The organism is Micromonospora sp. Utrum1 (assembly GCF_057197805.1).
The window spans coordinates 4,196,478-4,223,149 of sequence record NZ_CM170071.1 but is presented as its reverse complement, the minus strand read 5'-3'; the positions used below and the strand labels follow the sequence as shown (position 1 = coordinate 4,223,149).

Here is a 26,672-nt window from a genome sequence, read left to right as displayed (position 1 = left end):
GGGCCTGGGCGGGGTGTCCGGTTCGTCGGGTGGTCGGTGGCACTCTGACGGCGGAATGGCGGCCGGGCGGGGGTCGTTGTATCCGGGTGAACGACCGAGGAAGACGCCCCGCCCCGCAGGGTGACCGGCCCCCCGGGGCTGCCCGCCGAGGTGGGTGCGCCGGACCCGGAATGATGGTGGGCTGCCGGTCGTTGTACATGGTCCCGGCGCGACGAAGAGGCCCCCCGGCCCCGCGCGCTGGATGATCCCCCAAGACTTTCGCTCGACCCCCTCAAAGACTTCTGTTGAGCGCCTGACGGTGCTTGCGCACGCCACCCCAGCCGACCCCCGTCGGTGTGTGTGCGCCAACCCCCGAATGGAGCTGTCCCCCCATGAACACGATGCTGCGTAAGAGCGTGCTCGGTATTGCTGGTCTGGCCTTCACCGGTGGTGTGTTCGCCGGTCCGATCGCCGCCCACGCCGAGCCGGTGCACAGCACCAAGCCGGCTGCGGTGGCGGTGCAGGGTGACAAGCTGATCCCGCATGGTGTGCAGGGCGCCCAGTCGAAGATCGCTCTGAACGATGAGCAGACGGCCAACGCGAAGGCGATCATCGCCGCGACGAAGAAGGCCGGTCTCCCGGAGCGGGCTGCGGTGATCTCGATCGCCACGAGCCTGCAGGAGTCGAAGCTGGAGAACCTGGGCCACCTCGGCGACCGCAACGATCACGACTCGCTGGGCCTGTTCCAGCAGCGCCCGTCCAGCGGTTGGGGTTCGCCGGAGCAGATCACCGACCCTGAGTACTCGACGCTTGCGTTCCTGAAGGGTCTGAAGCAGGTCGACGGCTGGCAGGACATGCCGCTGACCGAGGCCGCCCAGACCGTGCAGGTCTCGGCCTACCCGGACGCCTACGCCCAGTGGGAGCGGCAGGCCGCCGACATCGTCGCCCACAACTGGAACAGCTGACCTAAGCAAACGAACGCTGGCCGGCACCCGAACACGGGGTGCCGGCCAGCGCCGTCTTCACACCGGGGCGCTCTCGGCGCGCAGGCGGGAGGAGCCCGTCCCCACCGACCAGCCGGCCGCCCACCGGCTGCCGCTGGTGCTGCTGGTCCGGTCGATCACGTGGTACCAGTCCATCCGGCAGCGCTGTGGGGTCACGTCGAGCACCCCGTACCCGTGCCCGTCCAGCTCGGCCCAGCGCACGTGCGGGTTGGTCGAGCGGATCAGCCCGGCGCCGAGCTGACTCAGCGGGTTGCCGGCGGGCAGCCTCAGGAAGTCGTTGATGTTGTCGCTGGTCACCGACGGGACGACGAACTCCGCCGCGGCCGGCTCGAACAGCGTGGACCGGGTGGTCACCTCGTTGGCCCACGACGTGTGGATGTCCCCGGTCAGGAAGACCACGTCGCGGGTGCCGGTGCCCCGGAGGTGGTCGACCAGTCCGTTGCGGTCGGCGTTGTAGCCGTCCCACTGGTCGGCGTTGAGCACCGCACCGTTCTCCGGGATGCCGAGCAGCTTCGCGAGCGGGCCGAGCAGCCAGGAGGGCAGCGCGCCGACGTCCAGCCGGGCGATCATCACGGGGCTGCCGACCAGCTCCACCGGGCAGTGGAGCCGGAGAGCCCCGCCTTGAGCCAGGCCATCTGCGCGTCGCCGGTGATCGTCCGGCCGAGGTCGTCGACGGCGGTGCCGGACGCCTGCGCCGACCGGTACGAGCGGAGGTCCAGCATGGACAGCTCCGCCAGCCGGCCGAAGCGGAACCGCCGGTAGATCGCCCCGTCCGCGCCAACCCGCACGGGCATCCACTCCAGGTACGCCTGCCGGGCTGGCGCCGGTCAGCACGGCGGTGCCGGCGGATGCGCCGGCGAGGCGGAGGAGGGTACGACGGTCGAGGGTGTTCGTCATGACCCAGGTATCTACCGCCGTCGACGCGCTCCGCGCTGCCTCTGCCGTGCGGATTTCACCGGGTTTTCCGTCCTGGTTCGCCCGGACGGCCCTCCATCACGGACGGTCCTGCCCGGCGCCCGCCGCCCGTACGCCGACCGCGCCGGGTGACCGACCGGTCAGGAGGGGGAGTCGCCGGAAGGGCGGTGACCGGCGAAGACGTCGACCAGCGCCGCCACCAGGGCCAGCGCGATGATCCCGACGGCCAGCAGGAGCGAGTGGCGGTAGGCGACGGAGAAGTCGCCCCGGCTGTGGGCCAGCGAGGAGAAGAACAAGGCGCCGACCCCGGCAATGCCGGCGGCCGAGCCGATCCGCTGCCCGGTCTGCAGCATGCCGGCGCCGCTGCCGGCCTGCGGCACCGGCACCTCGGAGAGGGTCAGCGTCTGGTTCGGCGCGATGACCAGGCCGCTGCCCAGCCCGGCGAGCAGGAACGGCACGGCGGTCAGCAGCGGCACCGAGTGGCGCGGCGAGTGCCGCAGCACCCACACGGTGGCCAGCAGGCCGAGCACCACCACCAGCAGGCCGGCGGCGACCAGCGGCCGGCCGTAGCGGGTGACGACCCGGCCGCCCACCGCCGAGGCGGCCGCCGAGCCGAGCGCGAACGGGGTGATGGCCAGGCCGGCGGCGAGCGCGCTGTAGCCGAGCCCGACCTGGATGTAGAGCGTGAAGATGAAGAAGATGGCGGTGAACCCGGCGAAGTAGACCAGGCCGATCAGCGAACCCAGCGTGTACGAGCGGAACCGGAAGAGCCGCAGGTCGAACAGGGGCGGCCGGTGCCGCCCGTACCACCGCTCCCAGAACGCGAAGCCGGCCAGGAAGAGCAGGCCGACGGGGATCAGCACCCACTTGCCGGCGCCGCGCCACTGCGCCCGCTGCACCAGCGGCAGCAGCACCAGGGTCACCCCGAGGCCGAGCAGCACCACCCCCATGGGGTCCAGCCGGTGCCGGTCCGGCTGGCCGGCCGGACGGGCCGGGATCAGCCGCCAGCCCAGCACCACGGCGAGGATGCCGACCGGGATGTTCACGAAGAAGACCCAGCGCCAGCCGTGCTCCTCCCCGCCGAGTTCGATGAGCAGCCCGCCGAGCAGCGGGCCGACGGCGGTGGAGATGCCGATGGTGGCGCCGAGCAGGCCGAACGCGCGGCCCCGCTCGGAGCCCCGGAACAGCTGCTGGATCATGCCGCTCACCTGGGGGTTGACCACCCCGGCGGCGGCGCCCTGGACGAGCCGGGCGGCGATCAGCCACTCCGGCGAGCGGGCCATCCCGGCCAGCGCGCTGGTCACCGTGAACAGCGCCACCCCGACCACGAACGCGGTACGCCGGCCGCGCGCGTCGCCGAAGCGCCCGGCCGGCACCAGCACCAGGCCGAAGGTCAGCGCGTATCCGGACAGCACCCACTGCAGGTCGCTGGGGGTGGCGTGGATGGCCCGGTCGATCGACGGCACGGCGACGTTGACGATGCTGACGTCCAGCAGGGTCATGAACGCCGCGACCAGGCCGACGCTCAGCGCCCTCCAGCGGCGCCGGTCGTCCGACCCGGTGTCGTCCACCGGCGTCGACGACCGGTCCGTGCTCATCGTGCCCCCCGCTGACCGTCGATCACGCATCCCCGATCGCTACCCGGCACCCGGTGGGGCAAACGACGATGTCACGTCATCTGACGCGCGCACCACCGCGGTCCGAAGTCCAGCCCGGACATCGGGGAGTCCTCCCGGTGCAGCAGCCCTCGCTCGGTGAGCACGTGCAGCGGCTCGCGGAGTTCCTCCTCGGTCATACCGGTCTCCTGGGCGATCAGGTCCGGGTAGGGGACGTGCCCCCGCACCTCCAGCGCGGTCACCGCCTGGTACACCCGTTCCTCGACCGCAGACAGCTGTACCTGCTGCATCGCTTCCCTCCTCGGCGTGGACCGCCCGACCGGCGGGCGGCCTGCGCCCGGCGGTTACCCGGGCGGGGTCCGATGATGCCCACCCGATCGGGGGGGGTCGCGCGGGGGCGCGTGCCGGGCGCGTCGACCGCGCGGTGGCCTAGGCTGCACCCGTGATCATCTGGGACCTCGTCGTCGTCGGTGGCGGTCCGGCCGGTCTCTCCGCCGCGCACGCGGCGGCCCGGGCCGGCGTCCGTACCCTGGTGGTCGAGCGGGCCACCCATCCCCGGTACAAGACCTGCGGCGGCGGGCTGATCGGCACCTCACTGGCCGAGGTCACCGACCGGATCGAGGTGCCCGCGCACGACCGGGTCGACCGGGTCACCTTCACCCGGGACGGGCGACGCCAGTTCACCCGCCGCCACTCCGCGCCGCTGGTGGCCATGGTCCGCCGGGAGGAGTTCGACGACCGGTTGCGCGCCGCCGCGGTCGCCGCCGGCGCCGAGGTCCGCGAGGGCGTCACCGTCCGCGCCGTCGAGCAGGACCCCGACGAGGTACGCGTACGGCTGGCCGGCGGCGACACGGTACGAGCCCGCGCGGTGATCGGCGCCGACGGCTCCTCGGGCGTGACCGCCCGGCACGTCGGGGTGACCTGGCGGCAGGTCGACCTGGGGCTGGAGCTGGAGCTGCCGATCCCACCGGCCGAGCAGGACCGCTGGCGCGGGCGGGTGCTCCTCGACTGGGGCCCGGTCCCCGGCTCGTACGCCTGGGTCTTCCCGAAGGGCGACCGGCTCACCGTCGGCGTCATCGCCGGCCGGGGCGAGGGCGAGCGGACGCGCGCCTACCTGCGCGACTTCGTGGCCCGGCTGGGCCTGTCCGGGGTGACCCCGGAGCACGACTCGGGGCACCTGACCCGGTGCCGGGCGGAGGACTCGCCGCTGCGCCGCGACCGGGTGCTGGTCGCCGGTGACGCGGCGGGCCTGCTGGAGCCGTGGAGCCGGGAGGGCATCAGCTTCGCGTTGCGGTCGGGCCGGCTGGCCGGCGAGGCGGTGGCCGGCGGCGACCTCGACGCCTACGACCGGGAGGTCCGGCGCCGGTTGGTCCCGGAAATGCGGGCCGGGCACCGGCTGTTGGAGGTCTTCACGCGGCGGCCCGACGTGTTCCACGCGCTGCTGGCGACCCCGCCCGGCTGGCGGATGTTCGTCCGGTTCTGCCTGGGGCAGGTCGGCTTCGAGCGGGTCCTGGCCCGCCGCCCGGTGCGGGCCGGCCTGGCCCTGCTGGACCGCCTGCCGCCGTGGCGGCCGGAGACGGCCGGGCGGTCCGCCCCCGGCCCGCGGTAGTCACGGCACGACGGGCGGCCCAGCGGGCCGGGTCGGTTGATGCGGCGGGTGGGCGGACAGGCGCACAATGCGGTCATGAGCGAACCGCGCGAGTCGTTCACCGACGAGGAGTACGCCTTCCTGCGGCACGTCCGCTTCGGCGAACTGCCACCCGGGGTGCGTCCCGAGGAGCGGCTGGAGTCGACCGAGAGCGAGACCGAGCCGCGCCGGGACCGGCCCGATCCGACCGGCGGGCAGCACGAGTGGGACCTGCGGGCCGGCGGCTGACCGACCCGGAGACGGCGACGGGCCCCGGGTGCGACACCCGGGGCCCGTCGACAGGTGGTACGGGTCAGAAGACCGGCACGCCCTCGCGGACCAGCTTCCAGTTCGGCACGAAGAAGTCGGCCGGGTCGATGACGCCCTTGGCCTGCGCCCAGTCGATGAGCAGCTGGCGGATCTCCTGCTGCTCGTTGTAGACCTGGGTCTTCACGATGCCCGGGAAGTTGCCGCCACCGCTGCGGCGGTAGTTGTTCACCGCGATGACGAACTGCGCGTCCGCGGCGACCGGGGTGTCGGTGCCCGGCAGCACCAGGCGGGTGATCCGCTGGCCGACCGGCTTCGAGATGTCGATGTCGTAGTCGAGCCCGGAGATGACGTCGTAGTTGTAGTCCGGCACGGCCGGGTCGCTGATCGTGTCCGGGTTGACCGCCGCACCCGCCGGGACGGTGACGAAGTACTTCGCGGAGTACTCCAGGTACGCCTTCACCTCGGCGCCGGTCAGCACGACCGCCTCCAGGGTGTTGTCGAAGACGTAGAGCCCCGCCACGTCGCGGATCCGCACGTCGCCCTGCGGGAAGACCGCGGTGCGGCTGAACGGGGACGCCTGCGACAGCACCGGCAGGCCCGCGTACGCGGTGCCGGCCAGGGCCTGGGTGACCACCTCGGCCTGGACGTGGTTGATGAAGTCCAGGATCGGGGTGTCCTTGTACCGCGACTCGACGGTGGACAGTTCGACGCTGGACTGCGCCACCACCTGGTTGACGTACCCGATGGTCTTGGTGTGCTGGCCGCGGACGGCCGCGAGCACGGCCGGGTCCTCGACCACGGTGTTGGTGTTGAGCATGGTCGACCGCTTGCCGACGACCTGCCAGCGGCCCTTCTCCCGGGTCAGGGTGAAGTCCATCCGGGTCAGCCGCTGGCCCCACTTCGACGGCTCCGAGGTGAGCACCTGCGCGCCGGTGGCCTTGTTGGTGACGAACTTCTCCGGCACCTCGCTGTGGGCGTGGCCGAAGAGGATCGCGTCTATGCCGGGCACCTGCTCGGCGATCAGCGCGACCGGATTCTCGTTCGGCAGCTCCGGGCCGTAGCTGGAGGTGCCGCTGTCGCCGCCGTGGGCGGAGATGATGACCAGGTCGGCGCCGCGCTCCCGCATCACCGGCACCCACTTGGCGGCGGTCGCCACCATGTCGGCGAAGACCAGCTTGCCCTCGACGTTGGCCCTGTCCCAGATGGCCACGCCGGGGTTGGTCAGGCCGAGGATGCCGACCTTCAGGGTGGGGGAGTCGTACCCGCCGAGCGCGACCTCCTTGATCACGTACGGCAGGAAGGCCGGCTTGCCGGTCTTCTCGTTGATCGCGTTCGCGGCCAGGGCCGGGAAGCCGAGCTGGCCGATCCAGGTGGCGAGCAGCGGCAGGCCGTAGTTGAACTCGTGGTTGCCCAGCGTGACGGCGTCGTACTTCAGCACGTTCATGGCGTTGGCCATCGGGTGCGTCTCACCGGTGCTGGTGATCGGCTCCTGCTTGGCGTAGTAGGTGGCCAGCGGGGTGCCCTGGATGGTGTCGCCGGCGTCCAGCACCAGGGTCGCCCTGCCCTTGCGCTCCGCGCGGATCTGGTTGACCAGGGTGGCCAGCTTCGCGACGCCGACGTCGTTGTGCTTGCTGTCGTCGAACTCGGCGTCGCGGTAGTAGTCCCAGTTGTAGACGTTGCCGTGGGTGTCCGACGTGCCGAGGACGGTGAGGTCCCAGGTCTTCGACGGCTTCGGGTTGGCCTCGGCGGGAGCGCCGGCGATCAGGGGGGCGGTCGCGGCGGCGGCGGCGACGGCCAGCACCTGGCGGCGCGAGGCGCCGGAGGAGGAGGTCATGAGTGCCCTTCCATGGGGGTGGACGCGCCTCGTGGGCGCCGTTGCGCACCATAACGACCGGCTGTCACAGATGCCACATCGCCCCGAGGTATCTCACACCACCAGCGCCGCCGGCTACCGCGGTGTGACGGCGCGGGCACGTGACCGGCTGTTTCGCCCCCGGTCCGGCGGGAAGGGCGGGGGAGGAACGACGGCGCGAGGGAGCAACCGGTGAGCGAGGACCAGTACACCCAGCAGGACCCCACCCGCCAGTACGGCCAGCAGCAGGGCCAACCCGCCCAGCAGCAGCCGGCGCCCGGCAGCGAACAGCAGATGGGCCCGAAGCCGGACCACGGCGAGGAGTCGTACCGGGGCAGCGACCGGCTCTCCGGCAAGCGGGCGCTGATCACCGGCGGTGACTCCGGGATCGGCCGGGCGGTCGCCATCGCGTACGCCCGGGAGGGCGCCGACGTGCTGATCTCCTACCTCGGCGACGACGAGGAGGCCGATGCCCGCGAGACCGTGAGCCTGATCGAGCAGGCCGATCGCAAGGGCGTCGCCGTGCGCTGCGACGTGCGGGAGGAGGCGAACTGCCGCAACCTGGTCGAGCGGACGCTGTCCGACCTCGGCGGTATCGACATCCTGGTCAACAACGCGGCCTTCCAGATGTCGCAGGACAACGGCATCCTCGACATCACCACCGAGCAGTTCGACCGGGTCTTCAAGACCAACGTGTACGCCATGTTCTGGCTCTGCAAGCTGGCCGTGCCGCACCTGCCCGAGGGCTCGGCGATCATCAACAGCTCGTCGATCCAGGCGTTCAACCCCTCGCCGCAGCTGCTCGACTACGCCACCACGAAGGCGGCCATCGCCAACTTCACCAAGGCGCTCGCGCTGAACCTGGCCGACCGGGGCATCCGGGTCAACGCCGTGGCGCCCGGCCCGGTCTGGACCCCGCTGATCCCGGCCACCATGCCCGAGGAGAAGGTGAAGCAGTTCGGCACCGACACCCCGATGGGCCGACCCGCCCAGCCCGCCGAACTGGCGCCCGCGTACGTCTTCTTCGCCTCCCAGGAGTCGAGCTACGTGACGGGGGAGATCCTCGGCGTGACCGGGGGCAAGCTCACCAGGTGATCCGCCGGCCGCCGGTGGTCAGCGGGGCCAGGCGGCCATCCGGCGGCGCACCTCGCCGATCTGGCCGGGGTCCAGGCCGTAGCGGGCGAACCGGCGGTCCGGCACCCGGTCCAGGTAGCGGCCCGCCGCCCGGACGTCCTCGACGTCCAGCGCCGGGTCCACCTGCCGGGCCAGTTCCAGCAGCTCCGTCACCGCGTACCGGTCCAGCGCGGCTGAGACGTCGATGTAGTCGCGGACCTCGCGGCGGTTGACCAGCGCGGCCGTCTTGTTGGCGATGAGATCCCGGACGTCCATGACCGGGCCCAGGTCCATCACCACAGGGCTGCGGTACCGGTCGAGCCGGGCCAGGCTGAGGCGGATCTGCCGGCCGTCCCGGCTCACCACGAAGTCCCGCAGGTCCCGGTCGTAGCCGTCGAAGAGCTCACCCAGCTCGCTGTCCGGGTCGGCGTCGGCCACCTGGTAGCCGGCCCGCTCCAGGGCGGTCCGCACCCCGGCCGCCGCCGCGGCGGCCGCGCCCTCCACGTCGGCGAAGAGGTCCACGTCCTCGGTGGGGCGGGTGACCAGGCCGTGCGCCGCCCAGGCCACCCCGCCGCCGAGCACGAACCGGTGCGGTCCGGCGGCCGCGAGGGCCACCCGGGCCACCTCCCGGTAGAAGTCGTGCAGGTGGGTCACGCGGTGCGCAGGCCCCGGTGCCGGCTCTCCCACGCCAGGCGTACGCCCCGGGGCAGGTTCAACAGCGGCCACACCCGGCGCAGCGTCCCGGCGTCGATCAGCTCGCGCAGATCCTCGACGCGGGTGGTCTCGCGCAGCACGTTCTCGTACATCCAGAGCAGGTCGTCGGGGTCGGCCAGGTCGAAGGCCCGCTCGCTGCTCCACATCAGGCGCACCGGCAGCTCGACGATGCCGCGGGTGGGCCCGGCGAGCTCGGCGAGGGTGCGCGCCACCACGGCGGGTCGCCCGGGCCGGGCGAGGTACGCGGTGCTGGCGGCCGACATGCTGTCAGGGTAACCCCTGTCCCGCGTTTTCCCATCGCCCTGACCTCGCACCCACCGCCAGAACGGCGAGCTGGCGGCCCAGGTGACCCGCCGACTACCCCATCCCGAGCGTGGCACGCGCTCGTCCGGGTCGGCCCCCGCCGCCGGGCGGATTGGCCCGGGATCGCCCTGCTGACGGGTCGGCGACCGGCCGGCGGGTGTGGGACCTATGTCCGGTTCCGGCCCGTCCCTCGTAGGTGGGTGGAACGCCATGTGTGTCTCCGGGGCCCGGTGACCTCCATGGTGTTCCACCGACGGCCGCGCCGTCGCGGTAGGTGGGGCTACCCGGGGGTGAAGTGGTGGGTGCTGCGGGGCCGGCCTGGGCGGGGTGTCCGTTTCCGGGGTGGTCGGCGGCACTCTGGCGGCGGAATGGCGGGCGGGTGCGGGTCGTTGTATCGGGGTGAACGGCCGAGGAAGACGCCCCGCCCGGCGGGGTGGCCAGCCCGCCCCACGAGGTGGGTGTGCCGAGCCCGGAATGATGGTGGGCGGCCGGTCGTTGTACATGGTCCCGGCGCGACGAAGAGGCTCCCCGGCCCCGCGTGCCGATGATCCCCCCGATGACTTCTTGGAGCGCCCGACGGTGCTTGCGCACGCCACCCCAGCCGACCCCCGTCGGCGTGTGTGCGCCAACCCCCGAATGGAGCTACTTCTCATGAACACGACGCTGCGTAAGAGTGTGCTGGGTATTGCTGGTCTGGCGTTTGCCGGTGGCCTGGCTGCGGGTCCGCTGAATCATCATGAGGCGGCGCCGGTGACGGGGCTGTCGGAGGCGGCGGTGGTGCAGGCCGACAAGCCGGACGTGGGCAAGCTGATCCCGCATGGTGTGCAGGGCGCCCAGTCGAAGATCGCTCTGAACGATGAGCAGATCGCCAACGCCAAGGCGATCATCGCCGCGACGAAGAAGGCCGGTCTCCCGGAGCGCGCTGCGGTCATCTCGATCGCCACGAGCCTGCAGGAGTCGAAGCTGGAGAACCTGGGCCACCTCGGCGACAAGAATGACCATGACTCGCTGGGCCTGTTCCAGCAGCGCCCGTCGAGCGGTTGGGGTTCGCCGGAGCAGATCACCGACCCTGAGTACTCGACGCTCGCGTTCCTGAAGGGTTTGAAGCAGGTCGACGGCTGGCAGGACATGCCGCTGACCGAGGCCGCGCAGACCGTGCAGGTCTCGGCCTACCCGGATGCGTACGCGCAGTGGGAGCGGCAGGCCGCCGACATCGTGGCCCAGTACTGGAACAGCTGACACAAGCAAACGAACGCTGGCCGGCACCCGCGAACCGGGTGCCGGTCAGCGGCGTACCCGGGGAAAGACCGCAACGGACGCGCGGCGAAGGACCACGACGGGCTGGGGGCGAGGGTGACCGGCGCAGGGATCAAGCCTGACCGCCCGGAGCCGGTCACCCTCGCCCCCAGCCCCAACCGCAACCACTCCCGAGCCGCAAGAACGAGCCCGCAACCACTCCCGAGCCGCAAGAACGGACCCGTGACCGCAGTCACCGAGACGGCACGGAAGAACATCCGACCCAGTACCGTTGTGCAGAGCGTCGGTGTGCCCAGTGTCCCCGGGCCTCACCTAAATTGCCTTCGCGGAATACCGTTCGGCTGGAGCCGCGTCGCGCCACTCGCCGAGAGGCGACCTGCACACCGACGCCCAGCGGCGCCCTGGCCATCCGGCCGGGGCGCCGCTGTTTTCCGGCTCGGGTCGCGGGCGCACGGCGGCTGGCCTAATGTTCAGAAGGTCAGCTACCCGCGAGCCGGGGAGGGGGTGTGCCGGGATGGGTCTGAAGACCTTCATTCAGGGTTGGCCGGTCTACCGGCAGCTCACCGGCACCGACCCGCTCGGCCGGGGCGCCGCGGCGCAGTCGGCCCGCTCGGCGGCGCTGACCGCGCGCACCGAGACGGCCGACAGCATGGCCCGGTCGGTCTGCCCCTACTGCGCGGTGGGCTGCGGGCAGCGGGTGTACGTGAAGGACGGGCAGGTCACCCAGATCGAGGGCGACCCCGACAGCCCGATCTCCCGCGGCCGGCTCTGCCCGAAGGGCTCGGCCAGCAAGAACCTGGTGACCAGCCCGTTGCGGCAGACCAAGGTCCGCTACCGCCGGCCGTACGCCACGGAGTGGGAGGACCTGGACCTCGACGTCGCGCTCGACATGATCGCCGACCGGATCCTCGCCGCCCGCGACGAGACCTGGGAGGACGTCGACGACCAGGGCCGCCCGCTCAACCGGACGCTGGGCATCTCCAGCCTGGGCGGGGCGACGCTGGACAACGAGGAGAACTACCTCATCAAGAAGCTGTTCACGGCGATGGGGGCACTCCAGATCGAGAACCAGGCCCGCATTTGACACTCCTCCACCGTCCCCGGTCTGGGGACCAGCTTCGGTCGCGGCGGCGCGACGGACTTCCAGCAGGACCTGGTCAACGCTGACGTCATCGTCATCCAGGGCTCCAACATGGCCGAGGCCCACCCGGTGGGCTTCCAGTGGGTGATGGAGGCCAGGAAGCGCGGCGCCAAGGTCTTCCACGTGGATCCCCGGTTCACCCGGACCAGCGCGCTCGCCGACACGTACCTGCCGATCCGGGCGGGCACCGACATCGCGCTGCTCGGCGGCGTGGTGCGGTACATCCTGGACAACGAGCTGGACTTCCGGGAGTACGTGCTGGCGTACACCAACGCGGCGAACATCGTCAGCGAGCAGTTCGCCGACACCGAGGACCTCGACGGGCTCTTCTCCGGCTACCGGCCGGAGACCGGCTCGTACGACGAGACCAGCTGGCAGTACGAGGGGCACGAGGAGCACGCCCGCAACCGGGGCACCGGCAAGGAGCGGGAGAGCGCGGCCGGGCTCGAGCAGGAGTCGCACGGCCCGCCGGTGCCGGGGCAGACCCTGCGGGACGAGACGTTGCAGCATCCGCGCTGCGTCTACCAGATCCTCAAGCGGCACTTCTCCCGCTACACCCCGGAGATGGTGGCCCGGGTCTGCGGCATCCCGGAGGAGAAGTTCCTGGAACTGGCCCGCGCCTGGACAGAGAACTCGGGCCGGGAGCGGACCGGCGCGCTGGTCTACTCGGTGGGCTGGACCCAGCACAGCGTCGGCGTGCAGTACATCCGCACCGGCGCCATCATCCAGACCCTGCTGGGCAACATGGGCCGGCCGGGCGGCGGCGTCCTGGCGCTGCGCGGGCACGCGAGCATTCAGGGCTCCACCGACATCCCGACCCTGTTCAACCTGCTGCCCGGCTACCTGCCGATGCCGCACCACGCCAACCACCCGACGTTCGGCGAGTGGGTGGACAGCATCCGGCACCCCGGCCAGAAGGGCTTCTGGGGCAACTCCCGGGCCTTCGCGGCGAGCCTGCTCAAGGCGTACTGGGGGGACGCGGCGACGCCGGAGAACGACTTCTGCTACGGCTACCTGCCCCGGATGACCGGCGACCACGGCACCTACCAGCAGGTGCTGAACATGATCGACGGCAAGGTGAAGGGCTACTTCCTGCTCGGCCAGAACCCGGCGGTCGGCTCGGCGCACGGCCGGGCCCAGCGGCTCGGCATGGCCAACCTCGACTGGCTGGTCGTCCGCGACCTGTTCATGATCGAGAGCGCGACGTTCTGGCGGAACAGCCCGGAGGTCGCCACCGGCGAGATCGTGCCGGAGGAGTGCCGCACCGAGGTGTTCTTCCTGCCCGCGGCGTCGCACGTGGAGAAGGAGGGCACCTTCACGCAGACCCAGCGGCTGCTCCAGTGGCGGGAGAAGGCCGTCGACCCGCCGGGCGACTGCCGCTCCGAGCTGTGGTTCTTCTACCACCTCGGTCGGGTGCTGCGCGAGAAGCTGGCCGGCTCCACCAAGCCCCGCGACCGGGCGCTGCTCGACCTGGCCTGGGACTACCCGACGCACGGCCCGCAGGCCGAGCCGAGCGCCGAGGCGGTGCTCAAGGAGATCAACGGCTACGACGTGGCCACCGGCCGGCCCCTGGGCGGCTTCCCGGAGGCCAAGGACGACGGCTCCACCGCGGTCGGCTGCTGGATCTACACCGGTGTCTACGCCGATGGCGTCAACCAGGCGGCCCGCCGCAAGTCCCGCCACGAGCAGGACTGGGTGGCCGCCGAGTGGGGCTGGGCCTGGCCGGCGAACCGGCGCATCCTCTACAACCGCGCCTCCGCCGACCCGGAGGGCCGGCCGTGGAGCGAGCGCAAGAAGTACGTCTGGTGGGATCCGGACAAGGGCGAGTGGACCGGCTACGACGTGCCGGACTTCGAGAAGACCAAGCCGCCGAGCTATCGAGCGCCGGAGGGCGCCTCCGGGCCGGAGGCCCTCGCCGGGGACGACCCGTTCGTCATGCAGGGCGACGGCAAGGCTTGGCTGTACGCGCCCACCGGGGTGCTCGACGGGCCGCTGCCGACGCACTACGAGCCGGCCGAGTCGCCGGTGCGCAACCCGCTCTACGGGCAGCAGGCCAACCCGACCCGCAAGGTCTACGAGCACCCGGTGAACCGGATGAACCCGAGCCCGCCGGAGGCGCACAGCCAGGTCTTCCCGTACGTGTTCACGGTCAGCCGGCTCACCGAGCACCACACCGCCGGCGGGATGAGCCGGACCGTGCCGCGCCTGGCCGAGCTGCAACCGGCGATGTTCGTCGAGGTGTCCCCGGAGCTGGCCGCCGAGGTGGGGCTGGCGCACCTCGGCTGGGCGCACCTGGTCAGCGGCCGCGCGGTGATCGAGGCGCGGGTGCTGGTCACCGACCGGCTCACCCCGCTGCGGGTCGAGGGCCGGGTGATCCACCAGGTCTGGCTGCCGTACCACTTCGGCGGCGAGGGCCTGGTCACCGGCGACTCGGCCAACGACCTGTTCGGCATCACCCTCGACCCGAACGTGCTCATCCAGGAGAGCAAGGTCGGCACCTGCGACGTGCGGCCGGGCCGGCGGCCCACCGGGCCGGCCCTGCTCGACCTGGTCGCCGACTACCAGCGACGGGCCGGGATGACGCCGGACCGGCGGGTGCCCCTGGTCACCACCGACGCGGCCGGCGGGGACGACGCCGCCGGCAGCACCGACGACGGATCCGCCGGCGCGGCACGGGACAGGGGCGGGGATGCCTGACGTCAACAGCCTCTACGGTCCGCTGGACCCGGCCCCGGACGCGGGCTGGGTCGAGGCCGGCCCGCGGTTGGGCTTCTTCACCGACACCAGCGTCTGCATCGGCTGCAAGGCCTGCGAGGTCGCCTGCAAGGAGTGGAACGAGGTCCCGGACTCGGGCTTCGACCTGCTCGGCATGTCGTACGACAACACCGGCGCGCTGACCGCCAACTCCTGGCGGCACGTCGCGTTCATCGAGCAGCCCCGCCCGGCCGGGCACCGCACCCCGCCCTTCGCGGACAACCCGACCGGCCCGCCGAGCAGCGCGGCGAGCGCGGCGACCGCCGCCGGCACGGCCACCGACACCGGCACCGATCCGGGGCTGCCGCCGGGCCGGCCGGAGCCGGCGGCGCGGATGGCGGCCGGCCCGGAGTTCCTCGGCATGCCCGGCGCACAGCCGCCCGGCCGGTCCACCGGCGTCGAGACGCGCGCCGACTTCCGCTGGCTGATGATGTCGGACGTGTGCAAGCACTGCACCCACGCGGCCTGCCTGGACGTCTGCCCGACCGGTTCGCTCTTCCGCACCGAGTTCGGCACCGTCGTGGTGCAGGAGGACATCTGCAACGGCTGCGGCTACTGCATCTCCGCCTGCCCGTACGGGGTGATCGACCAGCGCAAGGGCGACGGCCGGGCCTGGAAGTGCACGCTCTGCTACGACCGGCTGGGCGCCGGGAAGACGCCGGCCTGCGCGCAGGCCTGCCCGACCGAGTCGATCCAGTTCGGGCCCCTGGACGAGCTGCGGGAACGCGCCGCCCAGCGGGTGGCGCAGCTGCACGAGCGCGGTGTGCCGGAGGCCCGCCTCTACGGCGACGACCCGACCGACGGCGTCGGCGGGGACGGCGCCTTCTTCCTGCTCCTCGACGAGCCGGAGGTCTACGGCCTGCCGCCGGACCCGGTGGTCACCACCCGGGACCTGCCGAAGATGTGGAAGCGGGCCGGGCTGGCCGCCCTGGCCATGGCGGCGGCGGCCGTCGCCGCGTTCGTCGGAGGTTCATCGTGAGTCCGGACCGCCCCCCGGTGGGCGCCCTGTTCCGCCGTTTCCGGGACCGGCTCGCCGTCGAGGGCCCGCACCGCCTCGGCGGCCCCGGCGGGCACATCGGCCACGGTCCGAAGGTGAGCCCCGCTCCGGGCGCGGGCGTGGCCCGCACCGACGCCGGGGCCCGGCAGGCGGGCCTCGCCCCGCAGCCGCCCCGGGACGTCGAGCCGGCCGAACGACCCCGCCGCCGCGGCGGCCGGGGCGGCGGTGAGCAGCTCAACGTGCCACCGGCCGAGTTCACCTCCTACTACGGCCGGCCGATCCTCAAGGCGCCGGTGTGGAAGTGGGACATCGCCGCCTACCTGTTCACCGGCGGACTCGCCGCCGGGTCGTCGCTGCTCGCCGCGGGCGGGCAGCTCACCGGCCGGCCCGCGCTGCGCCGCGCCGGCCGGGTCACCTCGCTCGCCGCGGTCACCGCCAGCACCTTCTTCCTCATTCACGACCTGGGCAGGCCCAGCCGGTTCCACCACATGCTCCGGGTCGCGAAGCTGACCTCGCCGATGTCGGTGGGCACCTGGATCCTCGCCGCCTTCGGGCCGGCCGCCGGGGTGGCCGCGGTCGCCGAGGCCGCGCCCCGGCTGCCCGAGCGTGGGCTGCTCGGGCTCGGCCGGAAGCTGCTGCCGCCGGCCGGGAACGCCGCCGGGCTGGTCGCCGCGGTCGCCGCGCCCGCGCTGGCCACGTACACCGGGGTTCTGCTCGCCGACACGGCCGTGCCGTCCTGGCACGAGGCGTACCCGGAACTGCCGACCATCTTCGCGGGCAGCGCGCTGGCCAGCGGGGCCGGCGTCGGGCTGCTGGCCGCGCCCACCGGCGAGGCCGGGCCGGCGCGGCGCCTCGCGGTCGCCGGCGCGGCGCTGGAGCTGTGGGGCTCGCACCGGGTGGAGACCCGGATGGGTCTGCTCAGCGAGCCCTACACGGTCGGCACCGCAGGGAAGCTGCTGCGCGCCGGGCGCGCGCTCACCGCCGCCGGGGTGGTCGGCGCGCTGGTCGGGCGCCGCAGCCGGGCGCTCTCCGCGCTTTCCGGCGGCGCGCTGCTCGCCGCCTCCGTCTGCACCCGGTTCGGCATCTTCCACGGCGGGGTCGCCTCGGCGAGGGACCCGAAGTACACCGTGGTGCCGCAGCGGGAACGGGCGCGGCAACGGGAGAGCCAGGAACCAGACGTCAGCGGGCCGGGCGCCGGCCCGAACGGGGGATAGGCAGGACAGGCGACCGCCTGCCCACCGCTCCTGGCGAGCCACGGCCCGACTTCCAGACCCCCGGGCCCTGATCCGGTTGTGCGTCCGGTCCTCCGCGGGCGGCCGGAGATCCCATGTGGTTAAGTGCTCGGTGGAGGCGTTCAGGCGGCTGGTGCCCCTCCCGGTCTTCAAAACCGGTGTGGTCCGGGACCCGGGCCAGGCGGGTTCGATTCCCGTCCGTCTCCGCCAAGCTTTTCTCTTGGGAGACCCGATGCGTGACGTCGACCCGCGGCGGCGGGTGCCGCGGACCGACGCGCTGCTCGCCGACCCGGCCCTGGCCGCCGCGGCCGGCACGCTCGGCCGCGACCGGGTCAAGGCCGCGATCGTCCGGGCGCAGCAGCGGGCCCGCGCCGGCGAGCTCACCCCCGAGCAGGTACGCGACGCCGCGCTGGCCGACCTGCCCGCGCCGATCCCGCGGGCGGTGCTCAACGCCACCGGCGTCGTCCTGCACACCAACCTGGGCCGCGCCCCGCTGTCGGCCGCCGCCGTCGACGCCCTGGTGTCCGCCGCCGGGCACACCGACGTGGAGCTGGACCTGCGCACCGGGCGGCGGGCCCGGCGCGGCCGGGAGGCGCTCGACGCGCTCGCCGCCGCCGTGCCCGACGCGCCGGCGGTGCACGTGGTCAACAACGGCGCGGCCGCCCTGGTGCTTGCCGCCACCGCCCTCGCCGCGGGCCGGGAGATCGTGGTCAGCCGCGGCGAACTCGTCGAGATCGGCGACGGGTTCCGGCTGCCGGACCTGCTGGAGAGCACCGGCGCCCGGCTGCGCGAGGTGGGCACCACCAACCGCACCGGGCTCGCCGACTACGCCGCCGCGGTCGGTCCACGCACCGGGTTCGTGCTCAAGGTGCACCCGTCGAACTTCCGGGTCACCGGCTTCACCTCGGCCGTGCCGGTCGGCGAGCTGGCCACCCTCGGCGTGCCGGTGGTCGCCGACATCGGCTCCGGGCTTCTCGCCCCCGACCCGCTGCTGCCCGACGAGCCGGACGCCGCCGGCACGCTGCGCGCCGGCGCCCACCTGGTCACCGCCAGCGGCGACAAGCTGCTCGGCGGGCCGCAGGCCGGCCTGCTGCTCGGCGACGCCGACCTGGTCGAGCGGCTGCGCCGGCACCCCCTCGCCCGTGCGCTGCGGGTGGACAAGCTGACCCTGGCGGCGCTCGCCGCCACCCTGCAGGCGCCGACCACGCCCACCCGGGAGGCCCTGCACGCCGAGCCGGGAGCGCTGCGCGCCCGCACCGAACGGCTCCGCGACCGGCTCGGCGAGGACGGCTGCAAGGCCGAGGTGGTGCCCAGCGGGGCGGTGGTCGGCGGCGGCGGCGCCCCCGGGGTGGAACTCGACTCGTGGGCGCTGAGCCTGCCCGAGCGCTACGCCGAGCCACTGCGTATCGGCGCGCCGCCGATCCTCGGCCGGGTGCTGCACGGCCGGCTCCTGCTCGACCTGCGCTGCGTGCCCGCCGACGCGGATCCGGACGTGCGGGCGGCCATCCTGCGGGTGGGGGCCTGACCGTGTGGGTCGTGGCCACCGCCGGGCACGTCGACCACGGCAAGTCCACCCTGGTTCGGGCGCTGACCGGGATGGAACCGGACCGGTGGGCGGAGGAACGTCGCCGTGGCATGACCATCGACCTCGGCTTCGCCTGGACCGCACTGCCCGCCGGCGGCACCATCGCCTTCGTCGACGTGCCCGGGCACGAGCGGTTTGTGCCGAACATGCTCGCCGGCGTCGGGCCGGTGCCGGCCGCGCTGATCGTGGTCGGCGCCGACGAGGGCTGGATGCCGCAGTCCGCGGAGCACCTGGCCGCCCTGGACGCGCTGGGGGTGTCGTACGGGCTGCTCGCGGTCACCCGCGCGGACCTGGCCGACCCGGGGCCGGCCCTGGCCCGGGCCCGGGCGGAGATCGCCGCCACCTCGCTCGGTGCGGTGGAGGCGGTTCCGGTCAGCGCGGTCACCGGCAGCGGCCTGCCCGAGCTGCGGGCCGCGCTGGACCGGCTGGTCGCGCGGCTGCCCGACCCGGCCCACGACGCCCCGGTCCGGCTCTGGGTGGACCGCTCGTTCACCATCCGCGGCAGCGGCACGGTGGTCACCGGCACCCTCGGCGGCGGCCGGCTGCGCGTCGGCGACCAGCTCGAACTCGCCGCCACCGGGGAACCGGTCCGAGTTCGCGGCCTGCACGCGCTGAACACCGCCCACGTCGAGGTCGACGCGGTGGCCCGGGTGGCGGTGAACCTGCGCGGGGTGCCCCGGGACCGGGTCGCCCGCGGCGACGCCCTACTCAGCCCCGGCCGGTTCCGCCGCACCGACCTGCTCGACGTGCGGCTCGCCGGTGATCCGGCGGCCGACCTGCCGGCCGGCCTCACCCTGCACATCGGTTCGGCCGCGGTGCCCGCCCGGGTCCGCCCGCTCGGCCCGGACACCGTCCGGCTCCGGTTGGCCCGCCCCCTGCCGCTGCTGATCGGCGACCGGGCGCTGCTGCGCGACCCCGGCCGGCACCACGTCGCCGGCGGGGTGACCGTGCTGGACGTGGACCCGCCACCGCTGCGCCGCCGGGGCGCGGCCGCCGCCCGGGCCGCCGTGCTGGCCGGGCTGGACGGCCGGCCCGATCTGGCCGGCGAGCTGCGCCGGCGGCGGCTGGTCCGGGCCGGTGAGCTGACCCGGATGGGCGTGCCGGCCACCGCCGCGCCGGTCGCCGGGGACTGGCTGGCCGACCCCGACCACTGGCGGGACCTGGGCCGCCGGCTCGCCGAGGAGGTCACCCGGTACGCCCGCGAGCACCCGCTGGCGGCCGGCGTGCCGGTCGACGTGCTGCGGCAGCGCCTCGAACTCCCCGACCGGGCGCTGGTGGAGGCGCTGCTGCGCCCACCGCTGCGGCTGCGCGCCGGCCGGGTCACCGCCGCGCCGGGCGACGCGCTGCCCGAACCGGTGGCCCGGGCGGTGGCCCGGGTGCGCGCCGAGTACGGCGACCGCCCGTTCCAGGCCCCCGAGGCCCACCGCCTCGCCGACCTCGGCCTCGGCCCCCGGGAGATCGGCGCCGCCGTGCGCGCCGGAGCCCTGCTCAAGGTCGCCGACAACGTGGTGCTGCTGCCCGGCGCCCTGGACGACGCGGTGCGGGTGCTCGCCGGGCTGCCGCAGCCGTTCACGCTCAGCGCCGCCCGGCAGGCGCTGGACACCACCCGCCGGGTCGCGGTGCCGCTGCTGGAACTGCTCGACCGGCGCGGCGCGACCCGGCGACTGCCCGACGACGCCCGCGAGGTGGTCCGGCCGCCCGGCTGACCATCGGGTGAGCCAAGCGGCACCGGGGGCCGCATCCGGTCACCTACGGTGACGCCATGGACCCTTCGGCGGTCTGGCGGGACAGGAACCACCGGTGGCGCATCGAGGCGTACCGGGCACCGGACCTGCGGTTCGCCGTCTTCGCCACGAACGGCACCACCGAGTCGGCGCCGTTGTGGCTGTTCGGGATGGCCGCGCTGGCCCGGTGGCTGATGACGCACGCGATCTCGCTGGACGACCTGGAGACCGACTGATGGCCGGCCAGCTCGTCCTGGTGCTGGTCCTGGTGCTGGTCAACGCGGCGCTGTCGGGCGCCGAGATGGCCATCGTGACGCTGCGCGAGGGGCAGCTGCGGCGGCTGGGCCGCTCGGGGCGCAGCGGGGCGCGGTTGACCCGGCTGGCCCGGGAGCCGAACCGCTACCTGGCCACCATCCAGCTCGGCATCACCCTGGCCGGGTTCCTCGCCTCGGCGGCCGCCGCGGTGTCGCTGGCCGGGCCGCTGGTCGGCCCGCTGGGCTTCCTCGGCGAGGCCGCCCGTCCGGTGGCCGTGGTGCTGGTGACGGTGGTGCTGACCTTCGTGACGCTGGTCGTCGGCGAGCTGGCCCCGAAGCGGCTGGCCATGCAGTCGGCGGAGCGCTGGGCGCTGCTCAGCGCCGCGCCGCTGGACCTGCTCGCACGGGTGTCCCGCCCGGCGGTGTGGCTGCTCAGCCGGGCCACCGACGTGCTGGTCCGGCTGGCCGGCGGCGATCCTCGGGCCAACCGGCAGGAGGTGACCGAGGAGGAGCTGCGCGAGATGCTGGTCAGCCAGCGCGGCCTCTCGGCGCAGCAGCGGGAGATCCTGTCCGGGGCCTTCGACATCGCCGGCCGTACCCTGCGGGAGGTCCTGGTGCCGCGGCGCGAGGTGACGGTGCTGCCGGTGGAGCTGTCGGCCGCGGACGCGATGCGCCGGCTGGCCGGCACCGGCCGGTCGCGTGCACCGGTGACCGGCCCCGGCGGGTTGGACGACGTGCGCGGGGTGGTGCACATCCGCGACCTGGTCGACGCGGACGGCGCCGGTGTGGGGCAGCGTGCCCGGCCGCCGGTCCTGCTGCCCGGCACGCTGCCGGTCGCCGACGCGATGCGGCAGCTGCGCCAGCGCCACGAGCAGATGGCGCTGGTCATCGACGAGTTCGGCGGGGTCGACGGCCTGGTCACCATGGAGGACCTGCTCGAGGAGGTGGTCGGCGAGCTGTACGACGAGACCGACCGGGACGTGCACCAGGCGGTCCGCGAACCGGACGGGGCGCTGCTGCTCCCCGGCGACTTCCCACTGCACGACCTGCCCGAGGCCGGCGTGCAGCTGACCTTCCCACTGACCCGGGAGTACACCACCGTCGCCGGACTGGTCCTGGCCGGGCTGGGCCGGCTGCCCACCGGTCCGGGGGAGCTCATCCGGCTGCCCGGGCTCACCGTCGAGGTGGTCGAGGTGGCCGGCCGGGTGATCCGCCGGGTACGCCTGCGCGGGCCCGCCGTCGGCTGCCGGGAGGAGTGACACCCGACCGGGGGACAAGCGTGCGAAACGGGCTTTCGGGGCGCCGGATGGCCGTAGCGTCCGGAACGTGAAGGACCGAGGACTGCGGACGTTCATCACCGTGCTCGCCGGGCTGGCCGTGATCTACTTCGGCGCCACCGGGCATCGCAGCAACGGCGGGGAGGGCGAGGGCATCTCCGGCGGCGTGGTGCTGCTGGCCCTGCTCGCCTCGGCGCTCGCCTGGAACCTGACCAAGCCCGGCCCGGCCAAGTAAGGCCCGGGGCGGCCGGCTCAGCGCGCCGTCGCGGTGCGGCTGATCTCGCCAGCCGGCTCCTCGCCGAGCGCCACCCGCACCAACGCCGACGCCAGCCGCCCGAAGTCGGCCTCACCGACCAGCCCGGCCAGGCCCCCGGGGTTCGCCGGCAGGCCCAGCCGGCGCGCCCCGGCCAGGGTCCGCCGGTCGGCGTACGGGCGCAGGTCCGGCCAGACCGCCTGCGCCTCGCGCAGGAAGATGTCGGCCCCGGTCGGGCCGATGCCGGGGAACTCGGTGAGCAGCCGGCGCAACGCACTCCGGTCGCCGTCGGCCTCCTTGTGCATCCGGCGCAGGTCCCCGTGCCACCGGTCCAGGCAGAGCCGGGCTGCGGTGCCGAGCATGGTGGCGGTCCGCTCGTCGTAGCGCCGGTAGTGGCCCCGGCCGAGCGCGTCGACCTTGTCCTGCCAGCTCGCCGCGTCCATGGCCTGAGGGGTGCGGTAGCCGGCCGCGAAGAGCTCTCGCGCCGCGGCCACGGCCACGCAGGCCCGGATCCGGGTGCTCAGCAGGGTGGTGAGCACCAGCAACTGGTAGAGCGGCCCGGGCCGGTCGGCGAGGCTGATGCCCGCCTCCTCCGCGTAGGTGCGGGACTGCCGGTCCAGCAGCGCCCGCGCCACGTTCCGATCGTCTGGCATCCGCTGTGGGTACCCGCCCCGGGCCGGCCCAGACGCCCCCGGCGGAGCCGGAATGCGCCCGGCGGCGGCGGGTACCCGGGCCAGGTGCGCGGCCCACGCCGTGTGCTCCCGGGGAAGGAGAGACCTGTGGTCAAGCCGCAGCAGGAGGAACTGCGCCGCAACGACAAGGGCGCGACCAGCCAGGACAGCCGGAAGGTCGCGATCGGGGCGAGCGGGCATCCGCTGAACAAGGGAACGTCCAACGCGGATACGGGCCGGCCGGTTCCGAAGGGGCAGGTGTCGCCGTACGGGCCGGCCGGCGAACCGGTGGCCGAGGACGAGAGCGATCAGCGGGGCTGATCAGCAACGCCGCGACGGCCGCAGCCTCCGCCAGGTGGCTGCGGCCGCCGCTCCGTACGCCAGGTGCGGCACCACGTCGGACAGCCAGTCGGCCTTGCGCCAGGTCCGCGGGTCGCTGATGCCGAGCGCGGCGATCGAGCCGTCCGACGTGGCCATCACGCCGCCGCCGAGCAGCCCCACGGCCAGCGGCAGCGGCACCCGACGACGGGCGGCCAGCAGCCCGAACAGCGCACCGGCCGCGACGCCCGTGCCGTAACCGATCACCGCACCGAGACCGGAGCGGCGGTTCGCCGCCTTCTCCCCGGGCCCGAGGTCCACGTGCGCCGCGTCGGCGAACCTTCCGGCGGTCTGTTCCGGGGTGCTGCTCGCCGGGCGTCCCCGCAGCGTCATGTCCAGGTAGGTGACGACGTTCAACGCGGCGCTGCCGACGGCGCCAGCGATGGCGCCGTCGACCACGGGTGCTGCCCTCACTTCGGGTCGCCCGGTTCGCGCTCGCCCTTGGGCCCGAAGGTCCGTTCGCCCCGCACCACGCCCCGCTGGCCGCGGTCGTCCTGGAGGATCCGGTTCGCGACCTGGTTCGCCTCCTTGTCGGCGGCCCGCCCGGACTGTTCGATCAGATCCCGCAGCCGCGCGCGTTCCTTGTCGTACGCGTTGCTGCCCGGCCGTGGTCCTGGCATCGCTGCCTCCTCCGGTCGCTGTGGCTGACCGTACCGACTACCCGCCGCGGGCGGGGCCAACCGTTCAGCCGGGAGCGCGGACCACGGCCACCGGGCAGTCGGCGCGGTGCAGAACCCCCTGGCTCACCGAGCCGAGCAGCAGGCCGGTCAGCTCGCCCCGGCCGCGCCGGCCGACGACCAGCAGTTGGGCCTCGCGGGACGCCTCGACGAGCGCGGCGACCGGCCGGGCGTGCACCACCGCCCGGGTGACGGGCACCTCCGGCCGGCGCTCGGTCAGGCCGCTGAGCGAGTCGTCCAGCACCCGGTACTCCTCGCCGCGCAACTGGCCCTCCTCGTACACCAGGGGTTGGATGTCGCCGGGGCCGCTGGAGGCCGGGTGGGTGTAGGCGTGCACGGTGTGCAGCCGGGCGCCGCGGAGGGCGGCCTCCTCGGCGGCGAACTCCACCGCGGCGCGGGACAGGGTGGAGCCGTCCACCCCGACCACCACCGGGCCGCTCGGGCGCGGCGTGCCGCGGGCGACCAGGACCGGACAGTCGGCGTACGAGGCGACCTGGATCGCCACCGAGCCGACCACCAGGGCGGCGAAGCCGCCGAGGCCGCGGTCGCCCAGCACGATCGCGGCGGCGGTGGGTGACTCGCCGAGCAGCACCGCCGCGGCCTCCCCGTCGATGATCTCGCCGGAGACCCGCAGCCCGGGCGCGGCCGCCTCCGCCTCCGCGACCGCCGCGCTGACCAGTTCCTCGGCCTGGTGCCGCAGGCCGCCACCGGGCGGCCCCTGCGCCGGCGCCGACACGGGTACGCGCAGCAGCGGCCAGATGAACCCGTGCACCACCCGCAGCGGGCGGTGTCGTCGGGCCGCCTCCTGCGCGGCCAGGCGCACGGCCTTCAGCGACGGCTCGGAGCCGTCCACCCCGACCACCACGGCCGCGCCGTTCGCCGAGTTCACGCCGTACCTCCTCGCCGTCGGCCGCCCGCGGCCAGTATCCCGGCCGGCGGGCGGTCGCCGGGGCGATACCGCGTGAGCCGACCCCTGGGTACGCTGGCGACCATCGCGTGAGAGAGGGAGCCTCGTCGATGGCCGAGCCCGACCAGCCGAGCACCGCCCGCATGATCGATCACTGGCTCGGCGGCGAGCACCACTACCCGGTCGACGTGGCCGCGGCCGCCGCCTTCGAGGGCGCGTACGGGCCCTGCGCGGAGATCTTCCGCGCGCTGCGCGACTTCCTCGGCCGGGCGGTCCGGTCGATCGCCGACGCCGGGGTGGACGGCTTCCTGGTCTTCGGGGCGGGCGTGCCCACCCGGGGCAACGTGCACGAGGTGGCCCCGGACGCGACCGTGCTCTACACCGACGTCGATCCGGTGACGGTCCGGCTGGGCCAGCGCCTGCTCGCCGACAGCGACCGGGCCGGCTACGGCTACGGCGACGCCGCCGACATCGGCACGGTCGACCCCGCCCAGCTGCACCGGTTCGTCCCGGGGTGGGGGAGGAGGCCGGTCGGGGTGGTCTTCCTCGGTCTGGCCGCGTTCCTGGACGACGAGACGCTGGTGCGCACCCTCGACGAGCTGTACGAGGCGGTCGCGCCGGGCAGCTTTCTGGCCATCGACTTCGACAGCGAGGAACTCGCCGCGTACCCGGAGGCGCTGGCCATGATGGGGCCGGCGTTCCGGATGCGCGCGCCCGCCCGGTTCGCGCCGCTGCTGGGTCGGTGGCAGCCGACGGCGGACGGCATCGTGCCGGTGGCGCGGTGGCGGCCGGCCGGCACCCCGGAGCCGGTGCCGGACGCCTTCTACGGCGCGCTGGCCACCAAGCCGGCCGACTGAGCGCGGGACCGTCCACCCGGGATCGACGCCGTCGCGGCGCAGGCCGGAGCCGGGGCGGACCGCGGTCGGCGGCCTCCGTATGATTCTTGCTCTACAGCAATAATCGCCATCGGAGGATCTCAGCATGCCGGACGCGTCCGGAGCGGTGTCGCGTGCCCTGCGCGCCGCGCCCCCCGACCAGTTGGCGGAGGCCGCCGACGCGGCGGTCCGCCGGGTGCTCGGTGCGTCGCGGACCGAGGTGTTCGTCGCCGACTACCGGTTCACCGGGCTCTGGCCGGTGCTGGACCCGGACCTGCCCGAGGGCGGCTTCCTCGCCTGCCAGGGCGTTGCGCAGCGCTGCTTCAGCAGCCAGCAGCCGGTGCTGGACACCGGCGAGGACGGCCGGTGCCGGGCCTACCTGCCGCTGTCGGCGTGGGGGGAGCGGCTCGGCGTGCTGATGGTCGAGCTGCCGACCGCCCCGGACGCGGCGACCGTGGCGGTGGTCCGGGACGTCGCGGACGACCTGGCGGTGGCGCTGCGGGCGGCGGACCGGGAGACCGACCGCTACCGGCGGGCGCGCCGCCGGGAACGGCTCAGCATGGCCGCCGAGATGCAGTGGGACCTGCTGCCCGGGCGCAGCGTCACGCACGGCGACTTCGTGCTGGCCGGGCAGCTCGAACCGGCCTACACGGTGGGCGGCGACCACTTCGACTGGTCGGTCGACGGCGACCGGCTCACCGTCACGGTGCTCAACGGCACCGGCAACGGCCTGGCCGCCTCGCTGCTCACCGCGGTGACCGTCAACGCCATGCGCAACGCGCGGCGCTCCGGCGGGAGCCTGGTGGAGCAGGCCGAGCTGGCCTCGGACACCATCTTCTACCAGCACCGGGGGAGCCGGCACGTGGCCACGTTGCTGCTGGAGCTGGACAACCGGCGGGGCGTGGTGCGGGCCGTCGACGCGGGCTCGCCGCACGTGTTGCGGCTGCGCGGCGGGACGGTCACCCCGATCGCGCTGGAGCAGCAACTGCCGCTGGGCATGTTCGCCGAGACCCGCTACGACGTGCAGGAGTTCACCGTGGAGCCGGGGGACCGGCTCTTCGTCGTCAGCGACGGGGTGTACGCGGCGGAGCCGGCCGGGCAGGAGCCGTACGGGGAGCGGGCCATGGCGCGCGCGATGCGGTCCACTCGGTTGCAACCGGCGACCGAGGCAGTTGGTACGGTGATGCGCGAACTGCACGCGTACCATGCCGACGCGGATCTCCGCGACGACGCGGTCGTCGTCTGCCTGGACTGGCGCGGTTCCAGCCCTCCGGACGACCTCGGCGGGCGGTGACGG

At 74.0% G+C, this 26,672-nt stretch carries 25 protein-coding genes, 1 tRNA gene and 1 pseudogene; 17 read left to right on the top strand and 10 right to left on the bottom strand.

All coding sequences use genetic code 11. The annotated features are described in order from the left end of the window. Positions 1 to 371 precede the first annotated feature (371 nt). Positions 372 to 944 (top strand): hypothetical protein, encoded by a 573-nt coding sequence (locus tag AC0OLQ_RS19930; protein WP_484527471.1) that lies wholly within the window; start codon positions 372 to 374, stop codon positions 942 to 944. A gap of 57 nt (positions 945 to 1,001) precedes the next feature. On the opposite strand, the pseudogene AC0OLQ_RS19925 reads toward AC0OLQ_RS19930, so the two are convergent. From AC0OLQ_RS19925 to AC0OLQ_RS19915, 3 genes and pseudogenes are all read right to left on the bottom strand, one after another. Beyond that, a pseudogene (locus AC0OLQ_RS19925) lies at positions 1,002 to 1,807 on the bottom strand (alkaline phosphatase D family protein); the annotation flags it as partial. Positions 1,808 to 2,038: 231 nt separating this feature from the next. Beyond that, positions 2,039 to 3,496 (bottom strand): MFS transporter, encoded by a 1,458-nt coding sequence (locus tag AC0OLQ_RS19920; RefSeq protein ID WP_484527470.1) that lies wholly within the window; start codon positions 3,494 to 3,496, stop codon positions 2,039 to 2,041. A 71-nt stretch (positions 3,497 to 3,567) separates the two neighbouring features. Further along, on the bottom strand, positions 3,568 to 3,804 hold the full coding sequence (locus tag AC0OLQ_RS19915; RefSeq protein ID WP_357346076.1) for a hypothetical protein: 237 nt from the start codon (positions 3,802 to 3,804) through the stop codon (positions 3,568 to 3,570). 152 nt (positions 3,805 to 3,956) lie between these two features. On the opposite strand from AC0OLQ_RS19915, the gene AC0OLQ_RS19910 reads away from it, so the two are divergent. Together AC0OLQ_RS19910 and AC0OLQ_RS19905 are read left to right on the top strand one after the other, a co-directional pair. Beyond that, entirely contained in the window at positions 3,957 to 5,123 is a 1,167-nt protein-coding gene (locus tag AC0OLQ_RS19910) for a geranylgeranyl reductase family protein (RefSeq protein WP_484527469.1), read from the top strand. A 75-nt stretch (positions 5,124 to 5,198) separates the two neighbouring features. Beyond that, positions 5,199 to 5,390 (top strand): hypothetical protein, encoded by a 192-nt coding sequence (locus AC0OLQ_RS19905; protein WP_357346080.1) that lies wholly within the window; start codon positions 5,199 to 5,201, stop codon positions 5,388 to 5,390. 64 nt (positions 5,391 to 5,454) lie between these two features. On the opposite strand, the gene AC0OLQ_RS19900 is transcribed toward AC0OLQ_RS19905, so the two are convergent. Beyond that, positions 5,455 to 7,245 carry a bifunctional metallophosphatase/5'-nucleotidase gene (locus AC0OLQ_RS19900; RefSeq protein WP_484527468.1) on the bottom strand — a complete coding sequence of 597 codons (1,791 nt, stop codon included), beginning with the start codon at positions 7,243 to 7,245 and terminating at the stop codon, positions 5,455 to 5,457. Positions 7,246 to 7,455: 210 nt separating this feature from the next. Here AC0OLQ_RS19900 and AC0OLQ_RS19895 point away from each other — a divergent pair, with 210 nt between their 5' ends. After that, on the top strand, positions 7,456 to 8,358 hold the full coding sequence (locus AC0OLQ_RS19895; protein WP_484527467.1) for an SDR family oxidoreductase: 903 nt from the start codon (positions 7,456 to 7,458) through the stop codon (positions 8,356 to 8,358). 18 nt (positions 8,359 to 8,376) lie between these two features. On the opposite strand, the gene AC0OLQ_RS19890 is transcribed toward AC0OLQ_RS19895, so the two are convergent. Both AC0OLQ_RS19890 and AC0OLQ_RS19885 read right to left on the bottom strand, forming a co-directional pair. Further along, on the bottom strand, positions 8,377 to 9,030 hold the full coding sequence (locus tag AC0OLQ_RS19890; RefSeq protein WP_484527466.1) for a nucleotidyl transferase AbiEii/AbiGii toxin family protein: 654 nt from the start codon (positions 9,028 to 9,030) through the stop codon (positions 8,377 to 8,379). Then, entirely contained in the window at positions 9,027 to 9,353 is a 327-nt protein-coding gene (locus AC0OLQ_RS19885; RefSeq protein WP_484527465.1) for a hypothetical protein, read from the bottom strand. The genes AC0OLQ_RS19890 and AC0OLQ_RS19885 overlap by 4 nt, the downstream gene beginning before the upstream one ends. A 691-nt stretch (positions 9,354 to 10,044) precedes the next feature. Between AC0OLQ_RS19885 and AC0OLQ_RS19880 the strand changes: the two genes are divergently transcribed. The 10 genes from AC0OLQ_RS19880 to AC0OLQ_RS19835 all read left to right on the top strand — a co-directional run bounded on the left by AC0OLQ_RS19880 (position 10,045) and on the right by AC0OLQ_RS19835 (position 21,849). Beyond that, positions 10,045 to 10,632, top strand: coding sequence for a hypothetical protein (locus AC0OLQ_RS19880; RefSeq protein ID WP_484527464.1), 588 nt, complete (start codon positions 10,045 to 10,047; stop codon positions 10,630 to 10,632). Between the two features lie 532 nt (positions 10,633 to 11,164). Next, positions 11,165 to 14,488, top strand: coding sequence for a formate dehydrogenase (fdh, locus tag AC0OLQ_RS19875; RefSeq protein ID WP_484527463.1), 3,324 nt, complete (start codon positions 11,165 to 11,167; stop codon positions 14,486 to 14,488). Further along, positions 14,481 to 15,524 (top strand): 4Fe-4S dicluster domain-containing protein, encoded by a 1,044-nt coding sequence (locus AC0OLQ_RS19870; RefSeq protein WP_484527462.1) that lies wholly within the window; start codon positions 14,481 to 14,483, stop codon positions 15,522 to 15,524. The genes fdh and AC0OLQ_RS19870 overlap by 8 nt, the downstream gene beginning before the upstream one ends. Then, positions 15,521 to 16,756, top strand: coding sequence for an NrfD/PsrC family molybdoenzyme membrane anchor subunit (nrfD, locus tag AC0OLQ_RS19865; protein WP_484527461.1), 1,236 nt, complete (start codon positions 15,521 to 15,523; stop codon positions 16,754 to 16,756). The genes AC0OLQ_RS19870 and nrfD overlap by 4 nt, the downstream gene beginning before the upstream one ends. A 132-nt stretch (positions 16,757 to 16,888) precedes the next feature. Then, positions 16,889 to 16,984: transfer RNA gene (locus AC0OLQ_RS19860), tRNA-Sec, on the top strand. A gap of 22 nt (positions 16,985 to 17,006) precedes the next feature. Next, positions 17,007 to 18,299, top strand: a complete 1,293-nt coding sequence (gene selA / locus AC0OLQ_RS19855; protein ID WP_484527460.1) for an L-seryl-tRNA(Sec) selenium transferase — start codon at positions 17,007 to 17,009, stop codon at positions 18,297 to 18,299. A gap of 2 nt (positions 18,300 to 18,301) precedes the next feature. After that, on the top strand, positions 18,302 to 20,065 hold the full coding sequence (gene selB, locus AC0OLQ_RS19850) for a selenocysteine-specific translation elongation factor (protein WP_484527459.1): 1,764 nt from the start codon (positions 18,302 to 18,304) through the stop codon (positions 20,063 to 20,065). Between the two features lie 56 nt (positions 20,066 to 20,121). After that, entirely contained in the window at positions 20,122 to 20,319 is a 198-nt protein-coding gene (locus AC0OLQ_RS19845) for a hypothetical protein (protein ID WP_357343470.1), read from the top strand. Further along, positions 20,319 to 21,596, top strand: a complete 1,278-nt coding sequence (locus tag AC0OLQ_RS19840; RefSeq protein ID WP_357343468.1) for a hemolysin family protein — start codon at positions 20,319 to 20,321, stop codon at positions 21,594 to 21,596. Before AC0OLQ_RS19845 ends, AC0OLQ_RS19840 begins: the two co-directional genes overlap by 1 nt. 67 nt (positions 21,597 to 21,663) lie before the next feature. Then, positions 21,664 to 21,849: a hypothetical protein gene (locus tag AC0OLQ_RS19835; RefSeq protein ID WP_484527458.1), complete on the top strand. Its 186-nt coding sequence runs from the start codon at positions 21,664 to 21,666 to the stop codon at positions 21,847 to 21,849. A 17-nt stretch (positions 21,850 to 21,866) separates the two neighbouring features. Here AC0OLQ_RS19835 and AC0OLQ_RS19830 read toward each other — a convergent pair whose 3' ends face one another. Beyond that, positions 21,867 to 22,520, bottom strand: a complete 654-nt coding sequence (locus AC0OLQ_RS19830) for an HhH-GDP family DNA glycosylase (protein WP_357343466.1) — start codon at positions 22,518 to 22,520, stop codon at positions 21,867 to 21,869. A 126-nt stretch (positions 22,521 to 22,646) separates the two neighbouring features. Here AC0OLQ_RS19830 and AC0OLQ_RS19825 point away from each other — a divergent pair, with 126 nt between their 5' ends. Beyond that, positions 22,647 to 22,859 carry a hypothetical protein gene (locus tag AC0OLQ_RS19825; protein ID WP_357343464.1) on the top strand — a complete coding sequence of 71 codons (213 nt, stop codon included), beginning with the start codon at positions 22,647 to 22,649 and terminating at the stop codon, positions 22,857 to 22,859. Here AC0OLQ_RS19825 and AC0OLQ_RS19820 read toward each other — a convergent pair whose 3' ends face one another. The 3 genes from AC0OLQ_RS19820 to AC0OLQ_RS19810 all read right to left on the bottom strand — a co-directional run bounded on the left by AC0OLQ_RS19820 (position 22,860) and on the right by AC0OLQ_RS19810 (position 24,482). After that, on the bottom strand, positions 22,860 to 23,330 hold the full coding sequence (locus tag AC0OLQ_RS19820) for a hypothetical protein (RefSeq protein WP_484527457.1): 471 nt from the start codon (positions 23,328 to 23,330) through the stop codon (positions 22,860 to 22,862). It lies immediately after the preceding gene. Next, entirely contained in the window at positions 23,327 to 23,536 is a 210-nt protein-coding gene (locus tag AC0OLQ_RS19815) for a phosphatidylethanolamine-binding protein (protein ID WP_355642202.1), read from the bottom strand. Before AC0OLQ_RS19815 ends, AC0OLQ_RS19820 begins: the two co-directional genes overlap by 4 nt. 64 nt (positions 23,537 to 23,600) lie before the next feature. Further along, on the bottom strand, positions 23,601 to 24,482 hold the full coding sequence (locus AC0OLQ_RS19810; RefSeq protein WP_484527456.1) for a universal stress protein: 882 nt from the start codon (positions 24,480 to 24,482) through the stop codon (positions 23,601 to 23,603). Positions 24,483 to 24,610: 128 nt separating this feature from the next. Here AC0OLQ_RS19810 and AC0OLQ_RS19805 point away from each other — a divergent pair, with 128 nt between their 5' ends. After that, complete coding sequence (locus AC0OLQ_RS19805; RefSeq protein WP_484527455.1) at positions 24,611 to 25,357, top strand: SAM-dependent methyltransferase; 747 nt, start codon at positions 24,611 to 24,613, stop codon at positions 25,355 to 25,357. 124 nt (positions 25,358 to 25,481) lie between these two features. Next, entirely contained in the window at positions 25,482 to 26,669 is a 1,188-nt protein-coding gene (locus AC0OLQ_RS19800) for a PP2C family protein-serine/threonine phosphatase (RefSeq protein ID WP_484527454.1), read from the top strand. Positions 26,670 to 26,672: the final 3 nt, after the last annotated feature.